This window comes from Streptomyces sp. NBC_01261 (assembly GCF_036226385.1).
In the GTDB taxonomy this organism is placed as follows: domain Bacteria; phylum Actinomycetota; class Actinomycetes; order Streptomycetales; family Streptomycetaceae; genus Streptomyces.
Genome location: NZ_CP108463.1, coordinates 4,025,688 through 4,041,350, shown reverse-complemented (window position 1 = coordinate 4,041,350; position 15,663 = coordinate 4,025,688). Strand labels below are relative to the sequence as shown.

The following is a 15,663-nucleotide window of genomic DNA, read 5'->3' as shown; positions in this document are numbered from 1 at the left end:
CGACCGCCGGGTGGTGACCCGAGGAGCCCACCTTGGCTGCTGAGCTGCATGTCGAGCTCGTCGCCGCGGACCGCCAGGTCTGGTCCGGCGAGGCCACCCTGGTCGTCGCGCGCACCACGTCCGGCGACATCGGCGTCATGCCCGGTCACCAGCCGCTGCTCGGTGTGCTGGAGTCGGGCCCGGTGACCATCCGCACGAGCGACGGCGGGACGGTCGTCGCCGCGGTGCACGGCGGTTTCATCTCGTTCGCGGACAACAAGCTGTCGCTGCTCGCCGAGATCGCCGAGCTGTCGGACGAGATCGACGTCCAGCGCGTGGAGCGGGAACTGGAGCGTGCGAAGGCGGAGGGCGACGAATCCGCCGAGCGCCGTGCGGACGTCCGCCTGCGTGCGGTGGAGACGCGCTGAACCCAGGTTCGACGCGATGACGTGACTCAGCCGCGGCTGGGACCGGAGGAATCCGGCCCCAGCCGCGGCTGAGGCGAATGTGGGTGTTTTTTCCGTTCCGTTACCTGTTTTACCTAGGAGACGAGGAGGTCGGTGTCGATGGTCCTCGCTCTGACTGCGTGCGGAATCGTGGTGGCCCTGGTAGTCGTGGGGCTGTTCGTCTTCGGCCTGCGCCGCAGACTCATCCAGCGCTCCGGCGGCACCTTCGACTGTTCGCTCCGCTGGGACGTCCCGGAGAAACCCGACACCAACGGCAAGGGCTGGAGCTACGGCGTCGCCCGCTACAACGGCGACCGCATCGAGTGGTACCGCGTCTTCTCCTACGCCTACCGCCCGCGCCGCACGCTGGAACGCTCGGCGATCGAGGTGGCCGGCCGTCGCCTCCCCGAGGGCGAGGAGGAGCTGGCCCTGCTCTCCGACGCGCTCATCCTGACCTGCCTGCACCGCGGCACGCGTCTCGAACTGGCCATGAGCGAGGACGCGTTGACCGGTTTCCTGGCCTGGCTGGAGGCCGCTCCTCCCGGCCAGCGGGTCAACGTGGCGTGATCCGGCACACCGGGTGGCGAGGGCGACAATCGGCCTTCGCTCGGGGCCGAAGGGCCCCTGGGGTGCACGCCGGGTGTGCGCGTCACGAAACAACGCGCCGCGGACAGACCCGTGAGGGTCCGCCCGCGGCGGTGTGGTGCTGAGCGGTGTGGGGATCAGCTCAGCCCGCTGTTGATGGCGCTCACCAGCTCACCGTTGCTGGTGTCGCCGCTGAAGTCCCAGAAGAACGCGCCGCCCAGACCCTGGGTCTTGGCCCAGCTCATCTTTCCGGCGATCGTGCTCGGGGTGTCGTAGGACCACCAGTTGGTGCCGCAGTGCGCGTACGCCGTGCCCGCGACGGTGCCGGTGGCGGGGCAGGACGTCTTGAGGACCTTGTAGTCCTCGATGCCCTGTTCGTAGGTGCCGGGTGCCGGGCCCGTGGCCGTGCCGCCCGGGGCGTCCTGGGTGACGCCGGTCCAGCCTCTGCCGTAGAAGCCGATGCCGATCAGCAGCTTGCTCGCGGCGACGCCCTTCGACTTGAACTTGGCGATCGCGTCCGCGGTGGTGAAGCCGGGGGTCGGGATGCCGGTGTAGGTGGTGAGCGGGGAGTGCGGGGCGGTGGGGCCGGTCGGGTTGAAGGCGCCGAAGAAGTCGTACGTCATCACGTTGTACCAGTCGACGTACTGGGCCGCGCCCGCGTAGTCGGCGGCGTCGATCTTGCCGCCGGAGGTGCCGTCCGCCGTGGTGGCGGCGGTGACCAGGTAGTTGGAGCCGAACTTCGTGCGCAGGGCGGACATCAGGTTCTTGTACGCCGCCGCGCCGCTGGTGTCGCAGCTCAGGCCGCAGGCGTTCGGGTACTCCCAGTCGATGTCGATGCCGTCGAAGATGTCGGCCCAGCGCGGGTCCTCGACCAGGTTGTAGCAGGAGTTGGCGAACGCGGTCGGGTTGGCCGCGGCCTGGCCGAAGCCGCCGGACCAGGTCCAGCCGCCGAAGGACCAGAGGATCTTGATGTTCGGGTACTTGGCCTTCAGCTCGCGCAGCTGGTTGAAGTTGCCGGCGATCGGCTGGTCCCAGGTGTCGGCGACGCCGCTGACCGACTGGTCGGCGGTGAACGTCTTCTGGTAGTCGGCGTAGGCGTCACCGATCGCGCACTGGCCGTTCGTCACGTTGCCGAAGGCGTAGTTGATGTGCGTGATCTTCGCCGCGGAACCGGACGTCACCAGGTTCTTGACCTGGTAGTTGCGGTCGTACGTGCCCCACTCGGTGAGGTACCCGAGCTTGACCTTGCTGCCGCCGGTCGGGGGAGTGGTCGTACCGCCCGTGGTGTGCACGGCGACCGCGCCGCTGACCGGGCCGGTCTGGTCCGCGGTGTCGCGGGCCTGCACGGTGTACGAGTAGTCGGTGCCGGCGGTGAGGCCGGTGTTCGTGTACGACGTCGTCGTCACGGTGGCGACCTTGGTGCCGTCGCGCAGGACGTCGTAGTTCTTGACGCCCTTGTCGTCGGTGGCCGCGCTCCAGGACAGGTTCACCGAGGTGTTGGTGATGCCGGAGGCGGTGGGGGTGCCGGGGGCGGAGGGGGCCGCGTCACCGGGGACGGTGGTGCCGCCGTCACAACTTCCGCCGTTCAGGCGGCAGTTGCTGGGCGCGCCGCTGCCGGCGCCGTTGAAGCCGAAGGAGACGGAGGCGCCTGCGGCGATGGCGCCGTTGTAGGACTTGTTCTTCGCGGTCCAGTGGTTGCCGGAGCTGGTGACGTCCGCGTCCCAGGCCGACGTGACGGACGTGCCGGAGGGGAAGTCCCACTCGACCGTCCATGAACTGATCGCGCTGGTACCGGTGTTCTTCACGGTCCACTGACCGCCGAAGCCGGTACCCCAGTCGCTGGACTTGGTGAAGGTGGCGGTCGCGGTCGAGGCGGCCTGGGCGGGAGCCGCCAGTCCGACGAGCGCGGCGAGCGGAAGCAGCAGGGTCGTAAACCCGGCAACTGCTCGATGTCTGAAGCGCATTGAGCGCCTCCTCGGGGGTGTCGGGGGGTATCGAGGATGTCGGGGCGCGACTGAGCCTTCGCACCCACGGTGCCGCGAGAATAGAAAGGTCTGGACCACGGGTCAATAGGTCTGGACCACTTTGGTATGCGTGTGCTAAACCCCAATTCACGCACCGGCAAAGCCACTTGAACCCGGCTGCACGGCCCCGACCGGCCCCGCAACCAGCTGACGTGCGCCTTCACCTCACCGTCATAACGCGCGGCGGCGTCGCGGTGGCCGCGGTCGTGCCCATGTCCGACTACAGCGCGCTGGAGGAGGCGGCGGACGAACTGCTTACGCGGAGGGCCCTGCGGACTCCTGCCGAAGAGGATGACGCGTCGCACGCCACCCTCGCGGACGTGCGTACGGACATCTTCGGCAGGCCGGCGCCGGACGGGGTGCAGGCGAGGGCTCTGCGCATCCTCCATGCGCCGGGCCGCCTCGGCGACGACCTGTACCGGCCACGCGATCGCCGCCTCCGGCAATCGGTCAGCGCTCCCCGCCCGGTACCCAAAGGACGTCGCCCGCCTCCTTGTTGGCTGTGCGGGCCAGGATGAACAGGAGGTCGGACAGGCGGTTCAGGTAGGTCGCCGTCAGGGGGTTCATCACCTCGGCGTGGATCTCCAGGGCCGACCATGTCGACCGCTCCGCCCGGCGTACGACCGTGCAGGCCTGGTGGAGGAGGGTCGCGCCCGGGGTGCCGCCGGGGAGGATGAAGGAACGGAGTTTCTCCAGCTGCTCGTTGAAGTGGTCGCAGTCCGACTCCAGTTTGTCGATGTAGAACTGCTCGACACGCAGGGGTGGGAACTCCGGGGTCTCCACCACCGGCGTGCACAGGTCCGCGCCCACGTCGAAGAGGTCGTTCTGGACGCGGGTGAGGACCTTGACGATGTCCTCGGGGAGGGCGCCGAGGGCGATGGCTGTGCCGATCGCCGCGTTCGCCTCGTTGGTGTCGGCGTACGCCGAGATCCGGACGTCGGTCTTGGCGACCCGGCTCATGTCGCCGAGGGCGGTGGTGCCCTGGTCGCCGGTCCTGGTGTAGATGCGCGTCAGATTGACCATACGGCCAGCGTAGTTAGGGCCCGGGGATTCGGCGAAGGGGGTCAACTGGGCCGTACGGGGGGTCGAATGACCCGTGGCGGTGTGATGTCCGTCAGATGAGACGTGACGCGCGTTACTAACCGGTCACACAGCGCCGCACCTTCGCTAGTGTCCGCCGAGAGGCATACGGATACACGCTGTAAGCGTTTCAAAGGGGAGTCGCACAGTGGCACGGAAGCTTGCCGTCATCGGCGCCGGACTCATGGGTTCCGGTATCGCCCAGGTCTCCGCGCAGGCGGGCTGGGACGTCGTCCTGCGCGATGTCACCGACGAAGCCCTGAAGCGCGGCACCGACGGCATCAAGGCCTCGTACGACAAGTTCGTGAGCAAGGGCAAGCTGGAGGCGCACGACGCCGACGCTGCCCTCGGCCGTATCACCGCGACCACCGATCTCGACGCCGTCGCCGACGCGGACATCGTCGTCGAGGCCGTTTTCGAGAAGCTCGAAGTCAAGCACGAGATCTTCCGCGCGCTGGACAAGATCGCGCGCGAGGACGCCGTACTCGCCTCCAACACCTCCGCCATCCCGATCACGAAGATCGCGGCCGTGACGGAGCGTCCGGAGCGCGTCGTAGGCACGCACTTCTTCTCGCCGGTTCCGATGATGGGGCTGTGCGAGCTGGTGCGCGGATACAAGACGAGCGACGAAACCCTCGCCACGGCAAGGGAGTTCGCCGAATCCGTCGGCAAGACCTGCATCGTCGTCAACCGTGACGTGGCCGGGTTCGTGACGACCCGTCTCATCTCGGCGCTCGTCGTCGAGGCGGCGAAGCTGTACGAGTCGGGCGTCGCCACCGCCGAGGACATCGACCTCGCGTGCAAGCTCGGCTTCGGTCACGCGATGGGCCCGCTGGCCACCGCGGACCTCACCGGCGTCGACATCCTGCTGCACGCGACGAGCAACATCTACACCGAGTCGCAGGACGAGAAGTTCGCCCCGCCGGAGCTGATGCGCCGAATGGTGGACGCCGGTGACATCGGACGCAAGAGCGGGCAGGGCTTCTACAAGCACTGAAACCGCACACGCCCCTGCCCCATCACACGCAGGGGTGAATTCGGTATCGGTTCGCTCACAGACGGCAACCTCGTGGCACTTCACGCAGTCAGAGGTTGCATCACCTGCATCACCTGCATCACCTGCATCACGGAGAACGCCACCGCACTCTCGGGGAGCGCATATGTACATCAGGGGCGACCACGTCGAGCTGGTCGTCGGGGGCCGCCTCGACGTCCGCAGCGCGGCGGACGCCCGTACGGTCCTGCACTCGGCCGTCGACGACGGAGTCGGCGATCTGGTACTGGACCTGTCCGAGCTCGACTCCTGGGACGCCACCGGCCTCGGCGTCATCATGGGAGCCCACCGACGGGCCGGCCGCTGCGGCCGCCGCCTGGTGCTGCGCCGCGTACCGCCGCAGATGCAGCGCCTGCTCGTGGCCACCCGGCTGCACCGCATCCTGGCCATCGAGGACGGCGTCGGGGCGGAGTCACTTCCGCGAATGTGACACATGCCCCATGAAGTGTCACATTCGCGAAAGACACCGGTCAGGCGCCCGCGAAACACGCACCGCGCACAATCCTCACGAGACTGTGATGTCTCGGACGGCGCGGTACCCCGGCCTGTCGTAGATACTGTGCCAAGGTTTAGGGTTCGGTCGCCCGCTGCCTTACAACCCTTCGAGCGGGCCCGGACCAGAAGCGACAGCGCGATGTGCACAAGGCCGGGAGGGGCCTTGGGTCCTGTCGACCCGCACACGACGCTTTTGGGGGGCTTGGACCTATGGACCCGATCGACCGGGGACCCGAGGAGTACGGCCAGGACGGCGACGACACGTCGTCACGTCAGCGGCCGCTCCGGGAACCCCTCACACCCGACTTCGGCCAGCACACACCCGCACTCGCCCGCACCGTGCAACTGGTCACCGGCGACCTCCTGCTCACCGTCAACCCCGTCGACGGCAGCGAGATCGAGGTCTGCCCGCCCGGTCAACGGCCCGGCCGGCCCGCGAAGTTCGGCGCCGCCGAGCGCACCGAGGCGGCCCGCGCCGCCAGACCGCCGGTCCCGCCCGGCCTGAACCGCCCCGAACTGCCGCTCCTGGAGCGCCAGGAGGAGCGCGAGCGTCTCGTACGGCTGCTCGCCCGCGGCCGTTCCGTACGCCTCACCGGTCCCTCTGGCTCGGGCCGCACCAGCCTGCTCGACCTGGTCGCCGAGGACTGCCTGGACCTCGCCCCGGACGGCGTGATCCGCCTCACCGGCTTCCACCGCACCGCCACCGACCTCCTCCACGACCTCTTCTACGCCGTCTACGACGCGCCCCTGCACCGGCCCGGCCGGGAGGAACTCCTCGCGCTGACGCGGGAGATCGGCGCGGTCGTCGTCCTGGACGACATCGAGTTCGGCGCCGCCGCCCTCGACGAACTCCTCGACGCGACGCCCGAGTGCGCGTTCCTGATCGCCGCGACCCCGGAGGTCCCGGCACCGTCCGCGGACTCCGCGATCGAGGAGGTCTTCCTCGGCGGCCTGGCCCGGCCCGGCGCCGTGGAGGTCCTGGAGCGTGCCGTGGGCCGCGTCCTCACCGAGGAGGAGGCGAACTGGGCGGGCGACCTCTACTTCGAGTCCGAGGGCCTGCCCCTGCGCTTCGTCCAGGCCGGCGCCCTGCTCCGGCAGCGCGACCAACTGCGCGTCGGCACCAGCGCCGTCGAGGAGTTCGGCGTCTTCCAGGACACGCCCCCGGTCGACGAGCCCTTCGACGCCCCGCCGCTCGACGAGGTCGACGCCGTACCCCTGCCGTCCCTCGGTGAGGCCGCCGCGCCCGCGCCGCTGCTCGCCTCCCGGCTCAGCACCTCGGCCCGGGCCACCCTGCGCTTCGCCGTCGCGCTCGGCGGCGAGGTGCCGCACCAGGCGCATCTGCCCGCGCTCGTCGGCGACACCCACGCGGACGCCGCCCTCGGCGAACTCACGGCCTGCGGACTGGTCTCCCCGGTCGGCTCCCGCTATCGGCTCGCCACCGGCGTCCAGACCCAGCTGGAGGCCGCCGGATACGGCGACGACGTCGCGTCCGGTGCCCTCATCGCCGCCCTGCACTACTCCTGGTGGGCCGGGCACCCCTCGGTCACGCCCGCGCGCGTGTGCGCCGAGGCGGACGCCCTGCTCGCCGCGCTCGTCGCCCTCCTGCCGGCGACGACACCGCCCGGCGACGGCGAGGAGAGCACCACCGTCCACCTCGCGCGCACCGCGGCGCCCGCCTTCGCCGCCGGACTGCACTGGAGCGACTGGGAGCGCGTGCTGCGCTCCGGCGTCGAGGCCGCGCAGCTCGCCGGAGATGTGGGTGAACAGGCCTATTTCCAGCACGAGTTGGGTGTCCTCGCGCTCTGCGAGGGCGACCTCGACCGGGCCCGTGCCGAACTGGAGTCGTCCATCGGCCTGCGCGGCGAGGCCGCCGACAAGCGCGGCGCCGTAGCGGGCCGCCGGGCCCTCGCCCTGGTCGCGGACCGCTCCGGCATCGCGCTCGGCCTGGGTTCCACGGCGGGCGAGGAAGTACCGGACGCGCGCTACGAGGAGTCGGCCTCGCCGCCCGGCGGCACACCGACGCCCTTCCCGCCGCTCCAGCTGCCCGGCGACACCTCCTACACCCTCGTCGCGCACCAGCCCTCGCCCCCGAAGCCCCACAACAAGGCCAGGGGCGGCCTGCGCGGTTACGCCCGGCGCAACCTCGTCGCGGCCGGCGCGGGCGTCCTGCTCGCCGCCGTCCTCGGCACGGTCGTCACCCTCGGCGCCACGTCCAACAACAACGCCGACAACCCGTCCGACAAGGTCGGCGTCAACCCGTCGGCCAGCCAGGGCACCGACGACGACAGCCTCGGCGCCGACAAGGCGAAGAACGGCGACAAGAACGACACCGGCACGGCCACCAGCCGGCCCACCGACCCGGGGCCGGACGGGACTTACGGCACGTCGGACGACCCGACACCGCCCGGCAGCAGCGGGCAGCCTTCGGACACCCCGAGCGGGACGGGGAAGGGGTCGCACACGCCGTCGCCGACCAAGTCCACGTCGAGCAGGCCGACTTCGCCGAGCCCGACCACGTCCAGGACGGCGACTCCGACCCCGACGGGGTCGCAGAGCTCGCCGCCGCCCACGGACAGCGGCTCGCCTTCGCCGACGGACACGTCCACCGCTCCGTCCGCCGACACCTCGGCGAGCGGCGCGGTCTCAAGTGCCCCCGTCGAGACGGCCAGTTCGGTCGCGCCGGGGAGCAGCACGGTGGACACCCCGAGTTCGGGTTCCGCTTCGGGCGCCGTCATCTGACCCTCCGTACGACAGGAGAAGGGCCGGCTCCGATGATCGGAACCGGCCCTTTTCGTCGTGGTGGAGTCGGTGTCTGCCGACGGCTGTTCGGAACAGGCTCAGAACAGGCGGAGCTTGTCGTCCTCGATGCCGCGGAGGGCGTTGTAGTCGAGGACCGTGCAGCCGATGCCGCGGTCGGTGGCGAGGACGCGGGCCTGGGGCTTGATCTCCTGGGCGGCGAAGATGCCGCGGACCGGGGCGAGGTGGGGATCGCGGTTCAACAGCTCCAGGTAGCGCGTGAGTTGCTCCACGCCGTCGATCTCGCCGCGCCGCTTGATCTCGATCGCGACGGTCTGGCCCTCGGCGTCCCGGCACAGGATGTCGACCGGTCCGATGGCCGTCATGTACTCGCGGCGGATCAGCGTGTAGCCCTCGCCGAGGGTGTCGATGCGGTCGGCGAGCAGCTCCTGGAGGTGCGCTTCCACGCCGTCCTTGATCAGGCCGGGGTCCACGCCGAGTTCGTGCGAGGAGTCGTGGAGGATCTCCTCCATCGTGATGATGAGCTTCTCGCCCGCCTTGTTGATGACGGTCCAGACGCCCGCGGGATCTTCAGGGTCCCCCGAACCCTCCTTCAGCGTGCAGGGCGGAGACATCCAGTTGAGGGGCTTGTAGGCCCGGTCGTCCGCGTGGATCGAGACGCTGCCGTCCGCCTTCACCAGGATGAGACGGGGGGCGGAGGGGAGGTGGGCGGTGAGCCGGCCCGCGTAGTCCACGGAACACCGGGCAATGACGAGACGCATGGTCGGCAACGCTACTCGACGGGCGTGGGTGCACGCGATTCGCCCTGGAAGACCCGTGACGCCCGTTGTTCATTCTTGGCCGATTGTGGGCCCATTGAGAGTTCCCTATGTACGCATTCTCCTGGTGCCGCCACCCTCCGTTGCCTACCGTATAAGCGGGAGGTCGCGAGACATGTACGCAGCGTGTTCGTCATCGCGAACTCCCTTACCTGTCCGGCAACCCCCGCGCGTTGGGGGTGCGAGAGGAGAACCCATGTCGCTCGACGTCTCACCGGCCCTACTCGAAAAGGCCGAGCGAGGCGAGGTCGACGAAGCTGAATTCGTCGACTGCGTCCGGACCTCCCTGCCTTACGCATGGGAGATGATCAGCTCCCTGGTGGCTCAGCTGAAGGTCGACGGCGGTGCGTTCGCCGACAACCAGACGCCGCCGCCGGACGAGCAGGCACGCGGTCAGTTGCTGCGTGCGCTCGCGAGTGACGCGATACGCGGCGCGCTGCAGCGGCACTTCGGTGTACGCCTTGCCTTCCAGAACTGCCATCGGGTGGCGGTGTTCCCGCTGGACGGCTCGGTCGACGAGACGCTGGTCCGCTTCACCTCGGTGCGCAGTCAGCTGCTGAACCAGTCCCCGGAGTTCAGGGACTGCTGACGCGGCGGACGGCGCTCTGCTTGCCGCTCCGTACGCGGGAGGTGCTCTGTACGGGGCGGCAAGCTCCCCGCGGATCGTCCAGCGCGGTTCGCTCAGCCGAGGTGAGGGAGCACCTCGGCTCCGAGCCGCCGTACGTTCTCCTCGGTCGCCGCGAGGTCCCCGGACCCCTCGACGAGCAGCGCGAAGCGGGAGATGCCGGTCCGCTCCGAGGTCGCCGCGAGCCGGTCGGCGCACAGCCGCGGGGTGCCCACCGGGTGCAGCCCACAGAGGAGTTCGGTGTACGCGAGCGGGTCGCGCATCCGGCGCTCGCGGTCGTCCACCGTCACATGGGCGTCGAGCCCCTGCTTGAGCCAGCCCGGCATCGCCTTCACCAGGGTCTCCACCGCGTCGGCACGCTTGTCCGCGATCTGGCAGACACCGGCCGACACATGGGCCGCGCCGCGGATCTCCTCCGCCGACCGTCCGGCCGCCCGCGCCGACTGCCGCCACAGGGCGACCATTTCCGCCTTCTCCTCGTCCCCGACGTGCATGCCCAGCAGCATGGGCAGGCCCCGCTCGGCCGCCAGCCGCACGCTCGCGGGGGAGGTGCAGGCGACGACGACCTCGGGGCCCGGTGCGTCCGACAGTGCCTCCGACGGCCTTGGTACGACGGGCACTTCACGGAACGCGAAGCGGTCCCCGGTGCCCGCGACCGACGGCTCGCGCAGCCAGCTCATCAGCAGATCGAGTGATTCCGGGAACCCCTGTTCGTACGCGGCGAGGCCCGAGCCGAACACCTCCAGGTCGACCCACGGCCCGCCGCGCCCCACGCCCAGCGAGAAACGCCCCCCGCTCGTCACGTGCAGCAGCGCGGCCTGCTCGCCGAGGGCGACCGGGTGCACTGTGGGCAGCACGCTGACCGCGGTGCCGACGCGGATGCGCCGGGTGCGGCCCAGCAGCAGCGCGGCCAGGGTGATCGCGGACGGGCAGGTGCCGTAGGGCACGAAGTGGTGCTCGGCCAGCCAGGCCGTGTCGAGACCGGCTTCCTCCGCGACCTCCACCGAGCGGACCGCGCGGTGCAGGGCCTCCCCCTGGCCCTGCCCCGGGAACTGGGCCGCCAACACAAAACTTCCGACGCGCATGGCTTTTCCTGCTTCCTTGGCTCCGACACGGAGCTCCCCCACCGGGCATAACCGTCCGACACGTGCCGAGGACACGGCCTGGCGAAGAGATTTCCGGATTGTCTGCAGAATGCGCGGTCCCGAGGGGGACTTGTGCGGGTTGATGCCCTTCGCGTACCCCTGTGCGGGCCACGTAGGCTGGACACAGCCCTTGCCTCCTGTATAGCCCCGTGAGGTGTTCTGTGTCCCCGCGTCGCAACCGACCCAAGGAGTCCGGTTCCGTCGGCCAGAGTGCCGACGACGAGCGTTCGGGCCGCTACGGCGGCTGGCAGGCCACGGAGCACTGGCAGGGCGAGGAGTGGAACGTGCGCCACGTCGCCGGGGCGAGCGCGCAGGGCAAGACGTACCGCTGCCCCGGCTGCGACCAGCAGATCCCCTCCGGCGTCCCGCACGTCGTGGCCTGGCCGGAGCACGCGGGCGTCGACGACCGCCGCCACTGGCACAAGGCCTGCTGGAACGCGAAGGACCGCCGCACCACACGGGTGCAGCGGTCCAGGAACGCGCCGAGGTTCTGAGAGCCCTACGGCCTACACGTCCCGCTGCTCCAGCAGCGCGACCGCGCCCGCGAACGCCACGGCCGTCACGCCCACGATGATCCACAGCGGGTCCCAGCCCGAAGGGCCGCTCTCCGTCAGGGAGTTGGAGTAGAAGACGCTGAGCTGGTTCGGGATCGAGTACTCGAACAGCGCCTGGCGCACGTCCTCCAGCGACTGCGAGAACATGAACAGCGCGACGACCAGCGGGGCGAGCACCGCGCCGATCATGACGGTGATCGCGCCCGCCGAGTGCCGGATGATCGAGCCGACGATCAGCGAGAGCAGCCCCAGCAGCGCGATGTAGAGCGAGACGCCGACCGTCCCCTTGAGCCACTCGCCGGCGGACGGGTCCCTCGCGCCGTTGTTCTCCAGCAGCGTGGCGTCCACGAAGGCGATGAACCCCGAGGTCACCAGCGTGACCACGAAGGCAACCCCGAAGAACACGATCGACTTCGCCGCGAGGACCCGGCCGCGGCTGGGGCACGCGGTCATCGTGGTGCGGATCATGCCCGTGCCGTACTCCGAGGCCGTGGTCAGCACGCCGAGCGTGATGATGCACATGCAGCCGAGCAGCAGCCCGAAGAAGCCGTAGGACAGCGGGTTCTCGTCGTTCAGCTCCGAGGAGGAGTTGCTGACGACGACGGCGGCGAGCAGGCCGATGCCGACGACGAGGACCACGAACACGCCGAGCGTCCAGATCGTCGAGCGCACCGACTTGATCTTCGTCCACTCGGAGGCGAGCGCGTGCCCGAGATGCGTGCGCACCACCGGGATCGGCGAGGTGTACCCGCCGTACGAAGGACCGGGCGCCGCCTGCCAGTTGGGCGCGGCTGCCTGCGGCATCGGGGGCTGGGGCGTACTCATCGGGCGTCCTCGGGCTTGGTCAGGTCGGCGGCGGGAGAGGCGGGCTGCGCGGGAGCAGGCGCGGTGGCGGGCGCGGCCGGGACCGCGTCCGCCACCGGAGCCGGAGCGGCCACCGGAGCCGGAGCGGCCACCGGAGCCGGAGCGGCCACCGGGGCCTGAACCGCCGGGGCACCCTGAGCCGGGGCCTGCGGTGCGCCCTGCGCCTGCGACGGACCCTGTGCCGGTCCCTGGGGCGGCTGTGCCGCCGTCTGCGGGGTCACGGGCGGCGGAGGCCCGTACGGGCCCGGTGCGGCCGTCACGGGCGCCGCAGGGGCGCCGTACGGATTCGGGGCGCCGTAAGGATTCGCCGGCGGTTGTCCCATCGCGAACGGCTGCCCGCCCTGCTGCGGTGACGGCGGCGCGTACCAGCCCGGCTGGCCCTGGCCCGGTACCGGCATGGGCGGCTGCGCGCCCGGCGGCAACTGCTGCATCAGACCGGCCTTCTGGTCGATCGTCGAGCGGTAGTCGACCGCCCCCTGCGTCATCCGCATGTACGCCTCCTCCAGCGAGGCCTGGTGCGGGGACAGCTCCCACAGCCGTACGTCCGTGTCGTGCGCGATGTCGCTGATGCGCGGCAGCGGCAGGCCCGTGACGCGCAGCCCGCCGTCCTGCTCGGGCAGCACGTGGCCGCCCGCCTCGGTCAGCGCGGAGGTCAGCTTCTCGCGCAGCTGGGGCTCGGTGTCGGGGGTGCGCACGCGCGCGAAGTCGGCCGAGTTCGCCGAGATGAAGTCCCGCACGCTCATGTCCGACAGGAGCTGGCCGCGCCCGATCACGATGAGCTGGTCCGCCGTCAGCGCCATCTCGCTCATCAGGTGCGAGGAGACGAAGACCGTACGGCCCTCCGCCGCGAGCGCCTTCATCAGGTTCCGCACCCAGAGGATGCCCTCGGGGTCGAGGCCGTTGACCGGTTCGTCGAAGAGCAGCACCTGGGGGTCGCCGAGGAGCGCGGCGGCGATGCCGAGCCGCTGGCCCATGCCGAGGGAGAAGCCCTTGGAGCGCTTTCTCGCCACGTCCTGGAGGCCCACGACCCCGAGCACCTCGTCCACGCGCCGGGCCGGGATGCCCGAGAGCTGGGCCAGGCTCAGCAGGTGGCTGCGGGCGCTGCGGCCGCCGTGCACGGCCTTGGCGTCGAGCAGGGCACCGACCTGTCTGGGGGCGTTCGGCAGCTTGCGGTAGGGGAAGCCGCCGATCGTCACCTGTCCTGACGTGGGGTTGTCCAGGCCGAGGATCATGCGCATCGTCGTCGACTTGCCCGAGCCGTTGGGCCCGAGGAAGCCGGTGACGGCACCGGGCCGCACCTGGAAGGAAAGGTTGTACACGGCGGTCTTGTCGCCGTAGCGCTTGGTCAGGCCGACAGCCTCGATCATGCTCCGCACCCATCGAAAGGATCAGGACAGCAGGGCACACGCCCCCGTAAGGGTTAGGAGGATATCGGGGCGCTGACGGTTCCGCCCAAGAGAAAGTAAAGCAACGCCCGAAGCCGAGGCCCGAAGCTAGGCGTCCCGCCGCTTCAGCAGGACGTACGCGCCCACGAGCGAGGCGAGCACCCACAGGGCCATGATCCCGAACCCGCCCCAGGGGCCGTACGGCGCCGAGTCGTCGACCGGGGTGACCACCTGCATGATCTTGCTGCCGGCCTGGTCGGGCAGGTACTGGCCGATCTTCTTCGTCGCGGAGACGTTGCCGAGGATGTTGGAGATCAGGAAGAAGAACGGCATCAGGATGCCCAGCGACAGCATCGGCGAGCGCAGCATTGAGGCCACGCCCATGGAGAACAGCGCGATCAGGGTCATGTAGAGCCCGCCGCCGATCACCGCGCGCAGCACGCCCGGGTCGCCGATCTCCGCCCGGTGGGAGCCGAGCATCGCCTGCCCGAGGAAGAACGTGAGGAAGCTCGTCACCAGGCCGACCACGAGACACAGCCCGGCGGCCACCGCGATCTTGCTGAACAGGAAGGTGCCGCGCTGCGGGACGGCCGCGAGCGAGGTGCGGATCATGCCGGTGCTGTACTCGTTCGACACGACCAGCACCCCGAACACGATCATCGCGAGCTGACCGAGACTCATCCCGGCGAAGCTGATGAACGTCGGGTCGAAGGACAGCTTGTCCTTGGCGCTCATGTCGTCGAACTGGCTCTTCGACAGCGCCGAGATCAGCATGCCGAGCCCGATCGTCACCACCACGGCCAGCGAGAGCGTCCACACCGTCGACGCGACGGAACGGATCTTGGTCCACTCCGAGCGGATGACCTGGGTCGCCGCCATGTCAGTCCTTCTTCCAGCCGTCGCCCCAGCCCTGCTGCTGAGCAGGTGCCACAGGGGGTGGTGGTGCGTCGGAATGCGCGTGGTACTCCACCGACTCCGCGGTCAACTGCATGAACGCCTCCTCCAGGGAGGCCTGTTGGGGGCTCAGCTCGTGCAGCACGAGCTGGTGCGACGCGGCCAGCTCACCGATCTGCTCGGAGCTGCCCCCGTCGACTTCGAGGACCCCGCTGCCGGATTCGACCACGGTGATGCCGGCCTGGTGCAGGACATCCATCAGCCGCTCGCGCTGCGGGGTGCGGATCCGGACGTAGGACCGCGAGTTCTGCTGGATGAAGTCGGCCATGGAGGTGTCGGCGAGGAGCCGGCCCTGGCCGATGACGACGAGGTGATCGGCCGTCAGCGCCATCTCGCTCATCAGGTGCGAGGAGACGAAGACCGTACGGCCCTGTGCGGCAAGGGACTTCATCAGGTTGCGGATCCAGTGGATGCCCTCGGGGTCGAGGCCGTTGACCGGCTCGTCGAACATCAGGATCTCCGGATCGCCGAGCAGCGCGCCCGCGATGCCGAGCCGCTGTCCCATGCCGAGCGAGAACCCCTTGGCCTTCTTCTTGGCCACGGCCGTGAGCCCGACGGTGTCCAGCACCTCGTGGACGCGGGCCTTCGAGATGCCGTTGCTCTGCGCGAGACAGAGCAGGTGGTTGAAGGCGCTGCGGCCACCGTGCATGGCCTTGGCGTCGAGGAGGGCGCCGATGTACGTCAGCGGGTCCTTGAGCTGGTCGTAGTGCTGGCCGTCGATGCGTACGTCACCGGCGGTCGGCCGGTCGAGACCGAGCATCATGCGCATCGTCGTCGACTTGCCGGCGCCGTTCGGGCCGAGGAAGCCCGTGACGATGCCGGGTCTGACGGCGAAGGTGAGGTTGTCGACCGCCACCTTCTCGCCGTACCGCTTGGTCAGCCCCTCAAGCTCGATCAT

The 15,663-nt window shown here is 69.9% G+C and carries 15 protein-coding genes; 7 read left to right on the top strand and 8 right to left on the bottom strand.

The window, feature by feature from the left end:
- The first annotated feature begins 32 nt into the window (after nt 1-32).
- Both OG226_RS17310 and OG226_RS17305 read left to right on the top strand, forming a co-directional pair.
- Nucleotides 33-407 (top strand): F0F1 ATP synthase subunit epsilon, encoded by a 375-nt coding sequence (locus tag OG226_RS17310; RefSeq protein WP_266772606.1) that lies wholly within the window; start codon nt 33-35, stop codon nt 405-407.
- Between the two features lie 138 nt (nt 408-545).
- Entirely contained in the window at nt 546-992 is a 447-nt protein-coding gene (locus tag OG226_RS17305) for a DUF2550 domain-containing protein (protein ID WP_033285408.1), read from the top strand.
- A gap of 155 nt (nt 993-1,147) precedes the next feature.
- On the opposite strand, the gene OG226_RS17300 is transcribed toward OG226_RS17305, so the two are convergent.
- Both OG226_RS17300 and OG226_RS17290 read right to left on the bottom strand, forming a co-directional pair.
- Complete coding sequence (locus OG226_RS17300; protein ID WP_328679013.1) at nt 1,148-2,974, bottom strand: glycoside hydrolase family 18 chitinase; 1,827 nt, start codon at nt 2,972-2,974, stop codon at nt 1,148-1,150.
- Nucleotides 2,975-3,484: 510 nt separating this feature from the next.
- Complete coding sequence (locus tag OG226_RS17290) at nt 3,485-4,057, bottom strand: cob(I)yrinic acid a,c-diamide adenosyltransferase (protein WP_329349383.1); 573 nt, start codon at nt 4,055-4,057, stop codon at nt 3,485-3,487.
- 205 nt (nt 4,058-4,262) lie between these two features.
- On the opposite strand from OG226_RS17290, the gene OG226_RS17285 reads away from it, so the two are divergent.
- The 3 genes from OG226_RS17285 (at nt 4,263) to OG226_RS17275 (ending at nt 8,402) form a co-directional block, all read left to right on the top strand.
- Nucleotides 4,263-5,111, top strand: a complete 849-nt coding sequence (locus OG226_RS17285; protein WP_328679009.1) for a 3-hydroxyacyl-CoA dehydrogenase family protein — start codon at nt 4,263-4,265, stop codon at nt 5,109-5,111.
- 163 nt (nt 5,112-5,274) lie between these two features.
- Entirely contained in the window at nt 5,275-5,598 is a 324-nt protein-coding gene (locus tag OG226_RS17280; protein ID WP_328679008.1) for an STAS domain-containing protein, read from the top strand.
- A gap of 275 nt (nt 5,599-5,873) precedes the next feature.
- Entirely contained in the window at nt 5,874-8,402 is a 2,529-nt protein-coding gene (locus OG226_RS17275; protein WP_328679006.1) for an ATP-binding protein, read from the top strand.
- A 98-nt stretch (nt 8,403-8,500) separates the two neighbouring features.
- Here OG226_RS17275 and nucS read toward each other — a convergent pair whose 3' ends face one another.
- Nucleotides 8,501-9,181: an endonuclease NucS gene (gene nucS, locus OG226_RS17270; protein ID WP_327401271.1), complete on the bottom strand. Its 681-nt coding sequence runs from the start codon at nt 9,179-9,181 to the stop codon at nt 8,501-8,503.
- 253 nt (nt 9,182-9,434) lie between these two features.
- Between nucS and OG226_RS17265 the strand changes: the two genes are divergently transcribed.
- Nucleotides 9,435-9,827, top strand: a complete 393-nt coding sequence (locus OG226_RS17265; protein WP_328679003.1) for an SCO5389 family protein — start codon at nt 9,435-9,437, stop codon at nt 9,825-9,827.
- 92 nt (nt 9,828-9,919) lie between these two features.
- Here the strand turns inward: OG226_RS17265 and OG226_RS17260 are convergent, their stop codons facing one another.
- Nucleotides 9,920-10,948 carry an LLM class flavin-dependent oxidoreductase gene (locus OG226_RS17260; RefSeq protein ID WP_329349382.1) on the bottom strand — a complete coding sequence of 343 codons (1,029 nt, stop codon included), beginning with the start codon at nt 10,946-10,948 and terminating at the stop codon, nt 9,920-9,922.
- Between the two features lie 221 nt (nt 10,949-11,169).
- Between OG226_RS17260 and OG226_RS17255 the strand changes: the two genes are divergently transcribed.
- Nucleotides 11,170-11,502: an ATP/GTP-binding protein gene (locus tag OG226_RS17255; protein ID WP_328679000.1), complete on the top strand. Its 333-nt coding sequence runs from the start codon at nt 11,170-11,172 to the stop codon at nt 11,500-11,502.
- A 12-nt stretch (nt 11,503-11,514) separates the two neighbouring features.
- Here OG226_RS17255 and OG226_RS17250 read toward each other — a convergent pair whose 3' ends face one another.
- The 4 genes from OG226_RS17250 to OG226_RS17235 all read right to left on the bottom strand — a co-directional run bounded on the left by OG226_RS17250 (nt 11,515) and on the right by OG226_RS17235 (nt 15,663).
- The gene (locus OG226_RS17250; protein ID WP_328678999.1) at nt 11,515-12,387 is read right to left on the bottom strand and encodes an ABC transporter permease; all 873 of its coding nucleotides are present in this window, start codon (nt 12,385-12,387) and stop codon (nt 11,515-11,517) included.
- Nucleotides 12,384-13,793: an ABC transporter ATP-binding protein gene (locus OG226_RS17245; RefSeq protein ID WP_329349381.1), complete on the bottom strand. Its 1,410-nt coding sequence runs from the start codon at nt 13,791-13,793 to the stop codon at nt 12,384-12,386. The genes OG226_RS17250 and OG226_RS17245 overlap by 4 nt, the downstream gene beginning before the upstream one ends.
- Before the next feature lie 126 nt (nt 13,794-13,919).
- Nucleotides 13,920-14,690, bottom strand: a complete 771-nt coding sequence (locus OG226_RS17240; protein WP_318018857.1) for an ABC transporter permease — start codon at nt 14,688-14,690, stop codon at nt 13,920-13,922.
- A gap of 1 nt (nt 14,691) precedes the next feature.
- Entirely contained in the window at nt 14,692-15,663 is a 972-nt protein-coding gene (locus tag OG226_RS17235; RefSeq protein WP_329349380.1) for an ABC transporter ATP-binding protein, read from the bottom strand.

What these genes read in the sequence shown, in the direction of transcription:
- OG226_RS17240 (WP_318018857.1), bottom strand. Translation starts at nt 14,690, where the DNA reads ATGGCGGCGACCCAGGTCATCCGCTCGGAGTGGACCAAGATCCGTTCC.
- OG226_RS17290 (WP_329349383.1), bottom strand. Translation starts at nt 4,057, where the DNA reads ATGGTCAATCTGACGCGCATCTACACCAGGACCGGCGACCAGGGCACC.
- OG226_RS17300 (WP_328679013.1), bottom strand. Translation starts at nt 2,974, where the DNA reads ATGCGCTTCAGACATCGAGCAGTTGCCGGGTTTACGACCCTGCTGCTT.
- OG226_RS17265 (WP_328679003.1), top strand. Translation starts at nt 9,435, where the DNA reads ATGTCGCTCGACGTCTCACCGGCCCTACTCGAAAAGGCCGAGCGAGGC.
- OG226_RS17245 (WP_329349381.1), bottom strand. Translation starts at nt 13,793, where the DNA reads ATGATCGAGGCTGTCGGCCTGACCAAGCGCTACGGCGACAAGACCGCC.
- nucS (WP_327401271.1), bottom strand. Translation starts at nt 9,181, where the DNA reads ATGCGTCTCGTCATTGCCCGGTGTTCCGTGGACTACGCGGGCCGGCTC.
- OG226_RS17250 (WP_328678999.1), bottom strand. Translation starts at nt 12,387, where the DNA reads ATGAGTACGCCCCAGCCCCCGATGCCGCAGGCAGCCGCGCCCAACTGG.
- OG226_RS17280 (WP_328679008.1), top strand. Translation starts at nt 5,275, where the DNA reads ATGTACATCAGGGGCGACCACGTCGAGCTGGTCGTCGGGGGCCGCCTC.
- OG226_RS17260 (WP_329349382.1), bottom strand. Translation starts at nt 10,948, where the DNA reads ATGCGCGTCGGAAGTTTTGTGTTGGCGGCCCAGTTCCCGGGGCAGGGC.
- OG226_RS17305 (WP_033285408.1), top strand. Translation starts at nt 546, where the DNA reads ATGGTCCTCGCTCTGACTGCGTGCGGAATCGTGGTGGCCCTGGTAGTC.
- OG226_RS17275 (WP_328679006.1), top strand. Translation starts at nt 5,874, where the DNA reads ATGGACCCGATCGACCGGGGACCCGAGGAGTACGGCCAGGACGGCGAC.
- OG226_RS17235 (WP_329349380.1), bottom strand. Translation starts at nt 15,663, where the DNA reads ATGATCGAGCTTGAGGGGCTGACCAAGCGGTACGGCGAGAAGGTGGCG.